The sequence below is a fragment of the Sinomonas soli genome (assembly GCF_054782415.1).
In genome coordinates, this window is record NZ_BAAGSN010000016.1 from 191306 (window position 1) to 206591 (window position 15286).

A 15286-nucleotide genomic window follows, 5' to 3' on the forward strand; every position below is an offset into this window, starting at 1 on the left:
CGTGGACTGGCTCCACGCTATACGCCGCCCCCGCCCACCGCGATGGGGACTCCTCCCCACTCAGCCGGCTGAGAGGTCCTCGAACGCCGCCTGCACCTTGTACGCCCGTCCCCGCGCCACGTAGAAGCCGCGTCCGGGGACGTACCGGGGATTCCGGATGCGTCCCAGGGACGTGTTCAGCAGCGAGTCGCCGTCCATCTCGGCGGGGTTGAGCAGCAGGCCCCGGCGTCCGTTCTTGAACGGCTGGGACAGGCTCCAGGCCGAGCCCCAGCCGGCGGTCTCGGACTCCCCGACGACCCACAGGCCCTCGCGGTCCATGGCGGTGATGAGCGCCGAGAGCCCACTCTCGGCCAGCGTGGAGTCGAACTCGGGCAGCCCCTCGATGAAGAGCGCGAACTCGCGTACCCCCACGTCGGGCTGGAGCTCGTCCACGGCGGCGGACACGGCGTCCTCCCCGGTGAAGCTCGCGTCCCACAGCGGCAGGTTCGCCAGGGCAGACCTCCGGGCCCCCAGGTACACCCGGCGGACGGCGGGCCGTGCCCGCCGCAGCCCGGCCGCGAGGGCCGCGAGCGCCGTCGTGCGCCCCGACCCGGGCGGGCCGGTGAGCATGAAGGCCCCCGAGGGATCGACGTAGAGCGGCTCGAGCAGCGAGTCCTCGAGCCCGAGCGCCACCCGTCCCGAGTCGGTCGGCAGCGCCGCGCCCGCGACGAGGTCCGGGAGCGTCCGCACGGGCGGCGCCCCGGGGACGCCCTGGCGGCGCATGGCCTCGGCGAGCCGGGTGATCTCGCGTGCCTGCAGCGCCACGTTGGCGTTCCCGCCGAGCACCCCCAGCTGGACCTCGAGGCCGTCGACCACGCCGCGGCCGGGAGGCGACTGGGGCGTGACCACGTCCTTGGGCTGGCCGAACATCAGGTAGTCGTCCTCGCCGGTCATGCGCAGGATGATCCGCTTCTGCACGCTCGAGGCGATCGAGGCCGGGATCGAGTTGGTCCGGTCGCCGGTCATGACGAGGTGCACGCCGACGGCGCGCCCATCGGAGGCGAGCTGCGTGAGCAGGTCGAATACCGGGCTGTCGGAGCTGTACTCGTACTGCTCGCGGAAGGCCCCCATGCCGTCGATGAGGACGATGATGCGGGGCTCGTCGGGCCGGTCGGCAAGACGCCGGTACTCGCCGATGCTCCCGGCCCGGGCGGCGGCATACAGCTCGGACCGCTCGTCGACGAGCCCGGAGAGGCGGCGCATGAGCCGGCCGACCCGCTCGGCGTCGTCCGCGTCGATCACGGCGCCCACATGCGGGAGCGCCTCGAGCATGTGCAGGCCGCGCGAGCCGGCGTCGATGCCGTAGACCTGCACGGGGCCGCCGCGCATGGTGATCGCCGCGGCGACCGCGACCGTGCGCAGGGCCGCCGACTTCCCGGAGCCGCCGGTGCCGTAGACGGCCATGTTCCCGTCCCGGTCCGGCTCGTAGAAGAACGTCGGCTGGCTCTGGTGCGCGGGATCGTCGACGACGCCGAGCAGGAGCCGCTCGTCCGTGCGCGGATTGGGCAGGCGCGCCACGTCGTAGGTCTGCGGCAGCTCGGCGAGCCACGGCTTGCGCGGCATCTCGAGCCCGATCCGGTCCGCCGCGGTCGAGATGGTGCGCACCATTCGGGCGATGTCGTTGGGCCCCTCGGCCTCAGGCTCGGCGTCCACGAGGTCCGCCGGCCTCTCCCACGCCGCGCCGGTGCCGAAGTCCATCTCGGCGATGTCGATGCGGGGCAGCGCGGGCCGCTCCGTGGTCCAGCCGGAGGCGTACCCGGTCTGGAAGCCCTGGATGCGGCCGGGGCCGGTCTTGGCGGCGCCGCGGCCGGGGATGCCCGGGTCGAAGTACGCGGCCGTCTTCTCCCCCAGGATGTCCTCGGAGTCGGCCTCGTCCGCCATCCGCAGGGCGATGCGCAGGTTCGTGTTGGCGCGCAGGCTGTCCTTGATGACGCCGGCGGGCCGCTGCGTCGCGAGGATGAGGTGCAGGCCGAGGGACCGGCCGCGGGCGGCGACGTCCACGACCCCCTCGACGAACTCGGGGACCTCGGTGGCGAGGGCGGCGAACTCGTCCACCACGATGACGAGGTACGGCGGGGTGTCCGGGTCCGCGGCGCGCTCCATCGCGAGCAGGTCCTTGGCCTTCTTCCGGTTGAACAGGTGCTCGCGGTAGTGCAGCTCGGCCCGCAGCGACGTGAGCGCGCGCCGCACGAGGTGCGGCGAGAGGTCCGTCACGAGCCCCACCGTGTGCGGGAGGCTGACGCAGTCGGCGAACGCGGCGCCGCCCTTGTAGTCCACGAACAGGAACGTGACCCGGTCGGGGCTGTAGGCGCTGGCCATGCCGAGCACCCACGACTGCAGGAACTCGGACTTGCCCGCGCCGGTCGTGCCGCCCACGAGGGCGTGCGGGCCCTCGTTCTTCAGGTCGAGGAAGAACTGCTCCACGCCCTTCGAACCCACGAGCGCGCGCAGGGTGCCCTTCGCCTTCGGGTTGGCCACGGCCGAGGCGCGCACGGAGTTGGACTGCTGCCAGCGCTCGGCGACCGTGCCGGCGTCGTCCGCGATCTCCGCCCCGGCGAGCGTCACGTAGGAGACGCTGCGCGGGAGGTCGGAGTCGTCGTCGACCGGCTTGCCCACGTCGACGATGGGGGTGAGCATCCGGCCGAGCTGGACGGCGAGCGCCTCGTCGACACTCTCGCAGCTGACCGGGTAGGTGTGCCGGCCGAGGCGGACCTGGCCGCTCGTGGCGCCGTGCTCGCCGTCGACCACGATGAAGTCGCGGCAGCACTGCGGCAGCTGCTCGGCGCCGGCCGCGACCCACACGACGTGGAGGCCCACGTCCGGGCCGAGTTCGGCGATGCGGGTGAGCCGCCCCCGGTCCACCGGGGCATCGTCCTCGACGAGGACGACGACGGTCGGCACGATCGGCTCGGACGTCCCGTCCTGCTCCTCCCGCACCGCCCCACGCCGTCCCGCAGCGCCGCCCGGGGGGCCGGCCTGCCCGTCCGGGCCGGCGGTGCGGACGGCGAGCAGGTCCTCGAGCCGGGTGAGCAGGAGCATCCCGGCCGCGGACCCGGCCGCGAGGTGGTCGCCGGCCAGGGGCGAGTGGGAGGAGCCCACGTGCGGGAGCCACTGGAGCCACTCCCAGCGTTCCTTGGACTCGTGCGAGGCCAGCCCCGCGATCACGACCTCCGCGGGCGAGTGGAGCCCTGCGATCTGCAGCAGGATGCCGCGGGCCACGTTCTCGACGAGGCCCCGCGGGCCGGCGATGCCGAGGCCGCCGCCCTGGCGCAGGCACGCCGTGACCGGCACGGCGTCGAGCACCGCGAAGCGGCCCTGCGCCTCGTGGAGGCGGCGGGTGAACTCGGGCAGCGTCCGGCCCTCGGGCGGCACCGTGACGCTGACCCGGCTGGGCACGGTGCCCAGCCCCAGCCGCACCGTGAGGAACTCGCGGTGCTCGGGGGCGTGGGTCCACAGCAGCGGCCCGAGCCGGTAGATGGACTCCACGGTCTCCGCGACCGAGGGCGCCTCCTGGAGCCGCACGGCCCGCTCGACCGTCTGCAGCTCGGTGATCTGGCGCCCGAATTCCGCGAGCCGCTCCTCGAAGAGCCTGGTCTCCTCGCGGAGCTCGCGCCTGGCGTGGCGGCGGTACTCGAACCACATCCCCACAGCGAACAGGGGCATCATCGCCATGAACACGAGGGAGACGACGCTCTGCAGGACCATGAACATCACGGCGCCCATGAGGATCGGCACGAAGAGCATGACGATCGGGAACGGCTGCGTGGTGGGCCGCTGAGGCCCCTCCGGCAGCTCGCGGGCCTGCGGGGGGAACCTCGGCACCACCCGCGGCGAGCGGTTGAACGGCACGAGCGGGGAGGTCTGGGTGCGCCCGGCGCTGTGGCCCAGTCCGACCACGGACACGGTGGAGTCCCCGAGGGTCACCGCGTCCGAGGAGGACAGCACGGCCTTGGAGACGGTGAGCCCGTCCATGACGAGCCCGTTGGACGAGTTCAGGTCCGCGATCTCGATGGTCTCGCCCACGGTGATCCGCGCGTGCCGCTTGGAGACGAGCGGGTCGGCGAGGGCCACGTCGGCGCCGGCGCCGCGGCCGATCAGGCTCGCCCCGACCGGAAGCGAGAACTCCTTGCCGGCGTCCGGGCCGGAGACCACGCGCAGGGTCGCCGCAGCCGGTCCGCGGTCGACGGCGGGCGCCCCCGCGCTGCTGTCCGGGCCAGGAGCGCCGTGGCCGGCCGCCCGGTCCGATGCCCGGCGCACGGCGACCCGCGAGAGCGAGACGGTCGAGCCCTGCCGGAGGCCCGATTCGAGGAACGTCCCCTCGGGGTCGAGGACGCGCCCGGTCATGCCGCCCGCGAGGACGGACTCCTCGACGCGGAGGGTCAGCCCGGCCAGGGCGCCGGCGTCGGCCCCGGCGCGCCCGGCCCCCCGGTGCTCGGCGGCCCGCGCCGGATCGGCGAGCCACAGCTCGCGGGCCACGTCGCCCACCGAGGCGAGGCCGTCCACGGTCACCGCCAGATCCACCGCGGCCTCCGGGTCGCGCCGCAGCGTCAGTCTGATCCGCACCTAGTCCCCCTCCGGTCCGTTCTGGCCGGGCGCCGAGGCACCCCGTGGCGCCTCGGCCTGGGTCTTGAGGAGCACGAGGTCCTCGGCGGTGACGAGATGCGAGCTCACCGCGTGCTCGACGAGGCGGGCCCGGCGGTTGGTCGCCAGCTTCCCGCCGCCGGCCCGGAGGCCGACCACGCCCACGCGGTCGAGCTTGTCGCACACGTTGTCCAGCTTCCGGTTGAACTTGGTCAGCGCCCAGCCGAGCCGCCGCGCGGCGGCCGCGGAGGTGGGGATCGAGCTCAGGCCCGTCCCGTCGCGGCGCAGCATCGGCTCGGCGAGCGCGACGATCACCGCCTTCTGCGACTCGGTGAAGGTGATGGGCCCGATGGTCGTCTCCCCCGCGCCGCCGCCGTCCTCCTCGGGGTTCGCGTGCTGCCGGAACGCGGGGGTGCGCACGTGCACGGCGAACTCGTAGGTCGTGGACCCCGCGGTGAAGATGACGTTCGTGTGGCCGAAGACGAGCGGGATCCGCGCGCCGGGGACCACCCAGGCCTGGAGGCCGCCGCTGACGTCCGCGACGGTGGCCGAGAGCAGCGACCCGACGTTCGAGAGCCACCAGATGCCGTCCACATGGGAGATCTCGAGGAACCGCCGGTGCAGGTAGGGGTTGTCGTCGACCTCGAGGTCGCCCTCCCTGCCGATCCCGAACACGCCGCCCGGGTCCGGGCGGTAGAGCTCGCCGCAGAAGTCCACGACGAGGTCGCCGCCCCCTGGTGTTCCTTGGTCCATTCGCCTGTGCTCCGTCTCCCCAGTTCGGACATTCGCATGGTTCCCGTGCCGCGTGGCGGCGCCGGGCAGTCTCACTTGGTGCTCACGCACGCGCTCGGCGCGGAGTCGTCCATCGGCCCCGCCGCGCCGTCGCTGCGCCGCACCACGACGCGCACGCAGGTCTGCCCGGAGGCCTCCTTGGGCACGGTGGCCTTGGTGGCGGTGACCGTGGTGGGCGGCTGCTGCCCCGTCAGGCGCAGGACCGTGACCAGGTACGCGTCGCCGGGGCGGGGCTGCGGGTTCTTCCAGGTGAACGTCACGCCCGAGGCGTCCGCCGTGCCCTTCAGCTCGGTGACGTTGGGCACCGCGCCGGTATCCACCGCGTCGACCGGCGGCGCGCTGTACGTGGTCTGGTTCGGTGCGGGGCGGCCGGCGAGGCCCGGCGCGAGCACGATCCCCGCCCCGACCGCGGCGACGAGGACCACGCCCGCCGCCGAGGAGGCCAGCAGCGTCCGACGCCGGCGCGCGGCGGCGGCGCGCTCCTCGCCCTCGGCGTCCCCGCGGCTGCCGTCCTCGGGCCCCTCCCCCGGGCCGGTCTGCCCCGCCCCGGTGAGCCGTCCCCGCAGGACGGTCCGGTCGCCGCGCAGCACGGTCGAGTCGCCCTCGGGCTCGGCGGCTTCCCCGCGGTCGCGGAGGGCCTCCGGGGCGCCCGGTGCCGTGCCGGCCCGGCCGCGCAGGACGGTGTCGCCCCGTCCGGTGTCGCCGCGGGCGGCCGTGCCGCCCCAGGCCGCCGTGTCCCGTGCCGCTGTGTCCCGCGCCGCCGTGTCCCGGGCCGCCGTGGTGTCGCGCGGCACCGCGGCCGGCCCCGGTGCCCCGGCGGGGGCCGCGCCGGGATGGGCCGCGCCGGGACGGGCTGTCGCCGTGCGGGGACCGTGGGGGTTGATCGCCACGACGCCCCGCACCCGGGTCTCCTCGTAGGAGGAGTCGGGGTCGTCGTCGTCCGAGGGCTCCTCGAGCACCTCGAAGGGCGTCACGGAGAGGCTGAGCTCGTTCTGGATCCGCTGCAGCGCGAGGGCGAACGTGTGGGCCGAGGCGTAGCGGCTCTCGGGGGCCTTGGACATGGCGGTGGCGAGCACGAGCTCGAGCGACTCCGGCACGTCGGCGCGGCCCAGCGGCGGGACCGGAGAGGAGTGGATGCGCTGCACGAGGGCCCGCTGCGAGTTGTCCCCGCCCGGGATGACGAACGGCGACCGGCCCGCGAGGAGCGTGTACAGGGTCGCGCCGAGGGCCCACACGTCCAGGGCGACGCCGTCGGCCACGCTCCCTCGGAACGACTCCGGGGGCGACCACGGGATCGACATCCCCATGTCGGCGTCCCCGCCGCCCTCGACGGTGCCCGAGATCCCGAAGTCCGTCAGGGCCGGCCGGTTGTAGTCGGTGACGAGGATGTTGGCCGGCTTGATGTCCCGGTGCGCGATCCCGGCCCGGTGGGCCGTCTCGACCGCGGAGGCGACCTGGATCCCGACGGCGAGGACCTCGTCGACGCTGAGCCGCTCGCGCCGGTAGCGGATGTCCAGGCTCGGACGCGAGCAGTACTCCATGGCGAGGTAGGAGTGGCCGCCGTCGGTGATCTCCGCCTGGTAGATCGTCACGATGTAGGGGTGCGAGGAGAGCTGGGCCATGAGGTTGGCCTCGGTCTCGAACTGCCGGCGCGCGCTCTCCGTGCGGAGGTCGGACAGGAGCACCTTGACGGCGACCTTGCGCCGGGGCCTGTCCTGCTCGTACAGGTAGACGTCGGAGAACCCGCCGGAGCCGAGCAGGCTCAGGTACCTGAAGCCCTTGAGCTCGGGAGGCGGGCCCGGGGGCCGCTTCGAGCTCACGGCACCGCCTCGAAGCGCAGGCTGACGCCGTCGCCGAGGTCCGCGACGTCGCCGTCGAGGACGATCGTCATCTCGCCCTGGGCGAGCCTGCGCGGCGCCTGGCCGGGGCGCTCGAGCACCGTGCCGTTGGTTGCCTTGAGGTCGCGGAGCATGACGTGCCAGCCCTCGAGACGGACCTCGAGGTGGTTGCGCGAGATGTCCCCGGAGGGGCTCGTGACAGAGACAAGGCGGGGCATCCCGCCGCTGGCCACGCGCGCCACCGAGGGCTGGCGGCCCACCACGAGCGGCTGCACGAGGTCGATGACCTCGCCAGTGGAGAAGACGACGCGGCCCAGGGCCGGGCGCGGGACCTGGACGGGGTCGCCCTCGAGGTGCTCGCCGCAGGCCGCGCACTGGGGGTAGGAGGGCGGGCTCGCGTGTCCCTGTGGGCACCGGCGCCCGAGCACGAGGGGGCCCGTGGCCGCCGCGCGGGCGCCGGCGGACGCGGCCGGCGGTGCCGCGCCGTCCTGGCCGGGCTCCGCCGCAAGCGATGCGGGCTCGAGCTCACTGCGCATGACCGTCTCGCCGTCGTGGTCGCCGTACAGCTCGGAGGTGATCGAGCGGCCCTGCGCCGCGCTGCCCGGCGGCGGCTCGGGATAGCGCATCTCGCTCTGCGCCCGCGGGCGGGGACGCTGCTGCGGCTGGGCTCCCGGCGCGGGCTCGGGCCGCGCCGCCTGGGGCTTCCCCCACGGCACCGCGTCGATGAGGAGGCTCGGCGGACTCCAGGCGGCCGGCGCGCCGTCCTTCTCGGCGTCGGCGTCCGACGGCGCGTGGTCGCGCTCGGCGGCCGGCTCCTCGCCGCTGGGTGGGGGCTGCGGGCCCGCGTGCGTCGGACTGACCGCCTCGGGGCCCTGGGTGCCGGCATCGCCGAGCCGGTTGGCGCCGGGCTGGTTCGCGACCGGCCGGTTCGCGACCGGCTGGCTGGCGATCGGCTCCTCGTCGTCGCCCTCGATCCTCACCGCCGCGTCCTCGACGGAACGGAGCACCGTGGTGCCCCAGAGGTGGTCGTAGTCGCTCGTGGAGGAGGTGGACTCGGGTGCCTCCTCACCGGCCGTGGGCGCTGCCCCGGCCCGCGTCTCGTCGGGCTGGTTCTCGTCGGGCTGCGCTGCCGGGCCGTCGGAGTCGGCGGGTGCGGAAGGGGCTGCCGCGGAGGGGGCTGCCGCAGTGCCGGCCAGCGTCGAACCGGCGACGGTCGACTCCGGGAGCAGGGTCTCCTCGCTCGCGGCCGGCGTGTCGGCGGTCACAGCCGGCGCGTCCGCAATCACAGGCAGCGCGTCGGCGGCCGCAGCTGGCGTGTCGGCGGTCGGGGTCTGCTGGTCGGCGGCGGCCCCGGTCCGGGCCACAGCGCCCGGCGCGGCGGCTGCGTCAGCCGGCCCGGCGCCGTCGTCCGTCTCCCGAGGGTGCGCCCCTCGGTCCGCGGTGACGAGCACCGTGTCCGCGGGGACCACGCCGCCGAGCAGCGGCAGCGCCCCGCGGGGCGCCTCGGGCTCCACGGCACCGGCGGGTGCCCCGGAGACCTCGACCGCGTCCCATGCCTCGAACGCGCGCTCGAGCCAGGTGCCGACGTCGCTGCCGCTGAACGCCTCGTCCCCCGAGGGCGTCGTCACGGTGGCCCGCACCGCCCCGCGGACGAGGAGGCGCAGCCGCTCGCCGTGCTCCGCGACGGCGAACGCGGGCATCCGGGACAGGCCGAAGGCCGCAGCGAAGACGTCGAGGACGGCGTAGAGGTCGGCAGCGTCGGCACCGAGTGCATCCCAGAGGCGCCCGAGGAGGTCCTCGGGCTGGGCGGCGGGGACGAGGACGGTCAGGTCGCCGCGGGTCAGCAGGGTCCAGCCGTCCCCGGGCCGGTACTCACGCCTCGCCACGGGCATCCTCTGCCTCGGCCCCGGGGTCCGGGTCGGCTGCACGCTCGTCGTGCTGGTCCGCGGCGTGCCAATCCTCGGCCTGCTGGTCCGCGGCGCGGGTGCCCTCGCGGTCCAGGGTGTCCTCCTCGGGCGCGAGCCGGGGTGCGGTCTCGCGGAAGCCGAGCTCGTCTGCGGCGTCCTGCGCATCGACCACGATGACGGTGACGTTGTCGCGTCCGCCCGCGTGGATGGCCGCGTCGATGAGCGCCTCCACGGCGTCCTGGGGATGGGCGCGGCTTGTGAGCAGGCGGAGGATCTCGCCGTCGCGCAGCTCGGAGGTGAGCCCGTCGGAGCAGACGAGCAGCCGGTCCCCGTCCTCGACGGGCAGGAGCCAGAAGTCAGCCTCGGCGTCCTCCCCCGTGCCGAGGGCCCGCGTGACCACGTGGCGGCGCGGATGCGTGAGCGCCTCCTCGGCGGTGATCTGGCCCGCGTCCACGAGCTCGCGGACCTCGGAGTGGTCCACGCTGATCTGGGTGAACCGGCCGCCCTGGGAGAGCCGGTACGTGCGCGAATCGCCCACGTTGGCCACGAGCCAGTAGGGCACCGACGAGATCTCGATGAGCACCGCTCCCGAGAGGGTGGTCCCCGCGCGGGCGCCCGTGGCGTCGCGGATGCGCCAGTCGGCGTCCTCGATCACCTGCTGGATGTCCTGGGCGGTGGCCGCGTGGTTCCCCGGGGCCAGCATCGCAGCCTCGCGCAGCGTCTGCACGCACAGCTGGCTGGCGACCTCACCCGCCTCGTGGCCGCCCATGCCGTCCGCGACCATGAACACCGGGTCCTGGGCGAGGAACGAGTCCTCGTTGAGTTCGCGGCGCAGGCCGCGGTCCGTGCCGAAGCCGACCGTCAGCCGCAGGCGCGGCTCCAGTTCGGGCGCGTGCGTGTCGGTCACGCGTGTCCCCTTCCGATCGAGAAGAAGCAGTCGCCGAAGCGGACCACGTCGCCCGCGTCGACGAGGACTGGCTGGCCGGCGGGGGCCTCCGCGGTGGCGCCGTCGGCGCGCACCACGCGGGTGCCGTTGGTCGACTTGCGGTCCTGGACCCACACGCCGCTCTGGTCGCTCCACACCGCCAGATGCGTCTTGGAGACGCTCTTGCCCGGGTCGTCGACCGCCAGGAACTCCTGCACGGTCTCGTCGTCGTAGCCCGCGGGGTTGCGGCCGATGAGGACGGGGCCGCGCAGCGCGACCCGGCGGCCGTCGTCGAAGGTCAGCACCACGTCCGACGCCGAGGGGGCGCCGCCCGCTGCCGCCGCACCGCCCTGGCGGGCCGGGACGAACCTGGTGGCCCCCAGATCGGCGTCCGGGTCCTTGGCCAGGACCGGTGCGGCGGCGGGAACAGCGGGGCCGGCTGGGACGGGGGCCTTGCGCGCCGGAGCCTGAGGCCTGGCCGCCGGGGCGGCCACCGGCGAGGCGACCTGCTGGAGCGCCGGGAGGTCCGCCCGGGGCGCGAACGAGGCGGGCCCGTTGATCCCTCCGGTGGTGAGCGGGTCCCGTCCGGCGCGCACGTCGAAGACGAACGTCCTGGCCGCCTTGTCGTGCCAGCCCTGACGCCTGCTGTTCGGATCGAACATGTTCGAGATGAGGGCGAGCACGACCCCGGCGGCCGGGATCAGGCAGATGAGCCCGAAGACGAAGTTCCGCACGAACACCGCGCCCCAGCCGGGCGCTAGCCCCTCGGGGCCGCTCGTGCGCAGGCCCAGCATGGCCTGCCCGGGAGTCTTCCCGGTGCGCGCCTCCCAGGCCCAGCAGAAGATCCAGAGGGCGATCCCCAGCACCGTGCCGACGATCCACCAGACCGCGGCGGCCAGCAGGGCCTTCTCGTCCGAACTCGTGGGGTAGGCGCTCCCGGACAGGCTCGCGAGGGAGGCGAGGGCGAGCGTGTAGGGCAGGAGCTGGAGGACCCACGCGATGCCGAGGTCGATGAGCTTGGCGCCGGCACGCTTGCCCGTGGAGGCATTGACCAGCTCGAGATTGACCATGGTCCCCGTGTTCCCCTCGTATCCCCCGTTGTGGCCCGCCGGCGCGCGGCCGGAAGGCCCCCGGCCTCCCGTGTGGCCCGCCGGCGCCCCGCAGACGGGGCAGAACAGCGCACCTTGCCGGACCATACTGCCACACGCCGGACACACCGATTCGGGCCCCGCGCCGGGCGGCATCGACGCGGTCACGGGGCACCTCCCGGGGTCCTGCGCTCCGCCGCCGCCCCTCGCCTGCCCCGCAGGCGCCGGAGCACCGGCGCGGGGCCCGTCCCGCGTGCGGGGCCCGCGCCGGGCGCCGCCGAGCTGCGGGCGGCCAGTGCCGCCCGTGCCTCGAGCAGGAGCGAGCGCGGCGAGAACCTGGCCCGCTGCCGTCGCCAGAAGCCGAGCGAGCCGCGCATGGACGCGATGGAGCTGTCCACGTCGGCCCAGTAGGCCTGGACCTCGGTGTCGCTGGGCCGGCCCGCCCCGAAGACGGCGGCGTCAGCGCGACGGGCGAGCATCGTCGTCGTGCCCGCAGTGTCCGGGAACGCCTCCCCGAGCGCCGTGGCGGTCTCGCGCCGGGTCGAACGGGCATCGAGGCTCGCGCCGAGGTCGGTCGCGAAGTTCGTGTACTCGCGCCAGCCGCCGCTCACCCGCTCCGCAGGGTGTTCCGCGGCCAGGCGGCGCCGGCGGCGGCGCAGCTTCAACCACGCGACCAGCGCAAGGGGCAGCGCGAGGACCGCGACGGGGATGAGCCCGATGCCCACCGCGGCGAGGATGGGGCCGAGGATGAGCCAGAAGTTCTCCTTCTTCTGCTCCTGGTCCAGCACGTCGGGGCGGGAGTCCGGCGGCAGCTCGACCGGTGCCTGGGGCGGCGGCGGGGGCTGGAGCACCTGCGGGCGCGGCTTCGACTGGGCCTGCGGGTCCGGCGGGATCGGGACGTTGTTCTTCGGGGGCGTCGGGTCGAACGGGACCCAGCCGTAGCCCTCGAACGCCACCTCGACCCACGCGTGCACGTCTTTGCCCCTGATGTCGATCTTGGTCCCGGCGGGCTGGGGCTTCTCGGGGTAGAACCCCATGACCACGCGGGCCGGGATGCCGAGCTGGCGGGCCATGAGCGCCATGGTCACCGAGTACTGCTCGTCGTCTCCGACCATCTGCTTGGCGGTCAGCATGGCCCGCAGCCGCCCCGCACCGTGGCCGGAGAGGCTGGGGACCTGGCCCTCGGCGATGAGGCCGTTGCTGAAGGCGCCGAACTTCTGGAAGTAGGACTCGAGGGTGCGCACGCGCTCGAGCGGCGTCTGGCTGTCTCCCAGGATGTCCCCGGCCTTGGCCTGGAGCACCTGCGGGACGCCGTCGACGGCGGGCAGGCTCACCGGGGCGAACTGGGCCTGGGCCAGCTGGGCGTCGTCGGGGCGCTTGGGCTCGAGGACGCGGACCGCGTACTGGTCGCCCGAGGACAGTCCGGCCGTGGAGATGGCCGTGTCCGTGAGCGGGTTGAAGTAGAGGCCCTCCGCCGCCGGGCTGTTCCTGTTGCCGAAGGCGATGCCCGTCGTCGTCCGTCCGCCGGGGAGGAAGTAGCCGCGGTAGTCGCGCACGGTGACGTCGAGGGTGTACGGGGTGCTGGCCCGGGACGGCGCGTCGGCGGCCGCGATCGAGGCCGCGTCGCCGACCTTGGCGAAGGAGCCTGAGCCGGACTGGTCGACGTTGGCCACGGTGCCGTCGTAGGCGTCGAGGGCAGCGAGCCGGACCCGTCCGCCCTGGGGCAGGCCGGAGACGGTGAACAGCACCGAGTCCCGCTGGTCCTTGACGAAGCTGCGGAAGCCCGAGAGCGGGCTCACGTAGTTGTGCGGGTCGAAGGGCGGCACCACGCGGTCCCGGAGGACATCGCGCTGCGCCCCGGCCGTGACCGCCGGCGCGAGGGCCAGCGTCGCCGTCGCTGCGACGGCCACGACGGCGGCGCCGAGGCCCACCCGGCGCAGCCGGGCCGCGCGTGCCGAACCGGGATCGGCCACGGTCGTCTCGCCCGACACGACGCGCGCGGTCTCGACGCGGGCGGCCGAGCGACGGAACGAGGACCACACGACGCCGATCACCGCGAACGCGACACCGCGCGGCAGGGCGAGGAACGCCTCGTGGGTGCCGAAGGCGATCCCGACCACGAACAGCACGGTGGCCGGCATGAGGGGCCAGTACGGCCGGCGCAGCCGCCACGCGAGGAGGCCCGCGGCGAGGCAGCACGCGAAGGCGCTGAGGTAGGGCACCACGAGCATCCCCGAGCCCGTGCCGAGCGGGGCGGCGACGGTCAGGTTGTCCTTCCACGACACGACGATCCCGAGCAGGAGGGTGCGCAGCGAGGCGAGGGTGGGGATGAAGCCGCCCGCGGAATCGTCCGGGGTGGCGACGAGTCCGCCGACCAGGAGGTAGGCGAGGAAGGCCCCCGCAGTGCCCACGAGCCAGCCGGGACGCAGCGCGGAGGCGCCGAAGGCCACCGCGAGGCCGAGCGCCGCCCCGGTCAGGCCCGCGAGGACGTAGTGCGGGTCCCCGCCGTAGGCGAGGTGGAAGCCGGCGATGCCGAGCGCCGCGAGCACGAGGATGGCTGCTGCGTCGACCGCGTGGAACCAGGGGTTCCGGCCGGCCCAGAAGCCCGGCCGCGGCGCGCGGCCGGCCCGGCCGGAGGTCCGCGGGCTGCCCAGGTCCGCTCGCCCGGCGCCCCCGGAGCCGCCGCCGGCGGGCCGGCGCGGCCGCATGCGGGTGGTCTCGCTCATGCTGCCGCCTTCCGCAGCACCGGACCGAGGTCCTCGAGGGTGCCGACCGTGAGGACGGCGAGGTCCGCGATGCTGGCGCGTCCGGGGGCCGCGCCGGCCTCGCAGCGCACCGCGAAGGTGCGGATGCCGGGCGGGATGGAGGCGGCCGCGGCGCGCAGCTGGGTCGGGGTGACGGCCGTGCCCACCACGAGGAACACGACCGAGGCATTCGGCACGCTGTCCGCGGTGGCGCGGGCGGCGTCGACGGCGGTGGGGCGCATCGGGGCGCCCTGCAGGCGCGTCAGGTCGTCGAGGTAGTGGCGCGGGCTCTCGGTGCGCAGGGGCCCGCGCTGGGTGAGGGCGCTCAGCTCGCGCTGCTCCGCGAGGGCCTGGCGGCCGATCGAGCCCGCGACCGAGACGGCGAGCTCGAAGTCGTCCTCGGTGCCGTACTCGGCGAGGTTCGCGGACAGGCACACCGCGAGGTGGGCCCGTCGCGTCTCCTCGAACTGGCGCACCATGAGGGTCCCCGTGCGGGCCGTGGTCTTCCAGTGGATGTGGCGCCGGTCGTCGCCGGGGATGTACTCGCGCAGCGCGTGGAAGGACACGTCCGAGGTGGCAAGCTCGTTGGTGGGCATTCCCTCGAGGTCACGGATGAAGCCGGCGGCCGAGGTCCCGAGCACGGCAGTGCGCGGATGCACGTACAGGTCCTGCGGCTCGGTCCAGACGACCTGGCGGCGCAGGAGGCCGATCGGGTCGGCCCGGACCGAGCGGACCGGCCCCACCACGATCACGGCGCGCCGCTCGGTGGGGATCGTGAAGAGGTCCTCGTGCGGGACGCCGGGACGCATGCGCGGCAGGTGGAACACGGCCGTGGCGGCGCCGACGGGCAGCTCGAGGAGCGACGGCGCCACCGGGCGGGAGGACATGGTGGCCACCTCGATGCCGCCCACGGCGCTCTCGCCCACGGCGACCCGGGTGCGCGCGAGGTCGAGGTCCACCGCGTAGGAGGAGCGGCCGAGCACGAACACGACCGAGAGGACGAAGAGGCTCGCGGCGAGCAGCGCCGCGGCGGTCGCCTCCTGCCATCCCCAGGCCGCGCCGGCGACGGCCAGCAGCACGGCGGCGAGCGCGACCGCCCAGCCGAGCGGGCTCACCACCGAGAGGGTCGGGTGCAGGCGCGCCCGGTACAGCGCGCCGGCGCGGGCCAGCGCAGGCGCCGCGTACGAGCGCCCCAGGCCCGCGGCCTCCCGCCAGAGCGAGGCGGGGTGCAGTCGCGGCCGGGGCGAGGGATCGGGCTTCGGCGCGGCGGCGACCGGACGGGTTCCGCTGGTTCCGCTGGTTCGGCGGCGTGCGGGCAGGCGGCGGGCGACGGCGTCCCGCGCCGCCGCGAACGGGTTGCGGGTGGGCATCG

At 75.0% G+C, this 15286-nt stretch carries 8 protein-coding genes and 1 pseudogene; all 9 read right to left on the bottom strand.

Annotated elements, in window-relative coordinates:
* Positions 1–60: 60 nt before the first annotated feature.
* Complete coding sequence (locus ACYVKZ_RS16795) at positions 61–4602, bottom strand: FtsK/SpoIIIE domain-containing protein (RefSeq protein WP_460993401.1); 4542 nt, start codon at positions 4600–4602, stop codon at positions 61–63.
* Positions 4603–5373, bottom strand: a complete 771-nt coding sequence (locus tag ACYVKZ_RS16800) for an FHA domain-containing protein (RefSeq protein WP_460993402.1) — start codon at positions 5371–5373, stop codon at positions 4603–4605.
* 71 nt (positions 5374–5444) lie between these two features.
* Positions 5445–7232 (bottom strand): serine/threonine-protein kinase, encoded by a 1788-nt coding sequence (locus ACYVKZ_RS16805; protein WP_460993403.1) that lies wholly within the window; start codon positions 7230–7232, stop codon positions 5445–5447.
* Positions 7229–9136, bottom strand: coding sequence for an FHA domain-containing protein (locus ACYVKZ_RS16810; protein ID WP_460993404.1), 1908 nt, complete (start codon positions 9134–9136; stop codon positions 7229–7231). The genes ACYVKZ_RS16805 and ACYVKZ_RS16810 overlap by 4 nt, the downstream gene beginning before the upstream one ends.
* Positions 9123–10064, bottom strand: coding sequence for a PP2C family protein-serine/threonine phosphatase (locus ACYVKZ_RS16815; RefSeq protein ID WP_460993405.1), 942 nt, complete (start codon positions 10062–10064; stop codon positions 9123–9125). The genes ACYVKZ_RS16810 and ACYVKZ_RS16815 overlap by 14 nt, the downstream gene beginning before the upstream one ends.
* Positions 10061–11152 carry an RDD family protein gene (locus tag ACYVKZ_RS16820; protein WP_460993530.1) on the bottom strand — a complete coding sequence of 364 codons (1092 nt, stop codon included), beginning with the start codon at positions 11150–11152 and terminating at the stop codon, positions 10061–10063. Before ACYVKZ_RS16820 ends, ACYVKZ_RS16815 begins: the two co-directional genes overlap by 4 nt.
* A gap of 108 nt (positions 11153–11260) precedes the next feature.
* Positions 11261–11326: pseudogene (locus ACYVKZ_RS16825) on the bottom strand (hypothetical protein); the annotation flags it as partial.
* An 8-nt stretch (positions 11327–11334) separates the two neighbouring features.
* Positions 11335–13896, bottom strand: coding sequence for a transglutaminase family protein (locus ACYVKZ_RS16830; RefSeq protein WP_460993406.1), 2562 nt, complete (start codon positions 13894–13896; stop codon positions 11335–11337).
* On the bottom strand, positions 13893–15284 hold the full coding sequence (locus ACYVKZ_RS16835; RefSeq protein ID WP_460993407.1) for a DUF58 domain-containing protein: 1392 nt from the start codon (positions 15282–15284) through the stop codon (positions 13893–13895). Before ACYVKZ_RS16835 ends, ACYVKZ_RS16830 begins: the two co-directional genes overlap by 4 nt.
* Positions 15285–15286 lie beyond the last annotated feature (2 nt).

Coding starts and splice junctions, on each gene's coding strand:
- ACYVKZ_RS16830 (WP_460993406.1), bottom strand. CDS start 13,896: ATGAGCGAGACCACCCGCATGCGGCCGCGCCGGCCCGCCGGCGGCGGC.
- ACYVKZ_RS16800 (WP_460993402.1), bottom strand. CDS start 5,373: ATGGACCAAGGAACACCAGGGGGCGGCGACCTCGTCGTGGACTTCTGC.
- ACYVKZ_RS16835 (WP_460993407.1), bottom strand. CDS start 15,284: ATGCCCACCCGCAACCCGTTCGCGGCGGCGCGGGACGCCGTCGCCCGC.
- ACYVKZ_RS16820 (WP_460993530.1), bottom strand. CDS start 11,152: ATGGTCAATCTCGAGCTGGTCAATGCCTCCACGGGCAAGCGTGCCGGC.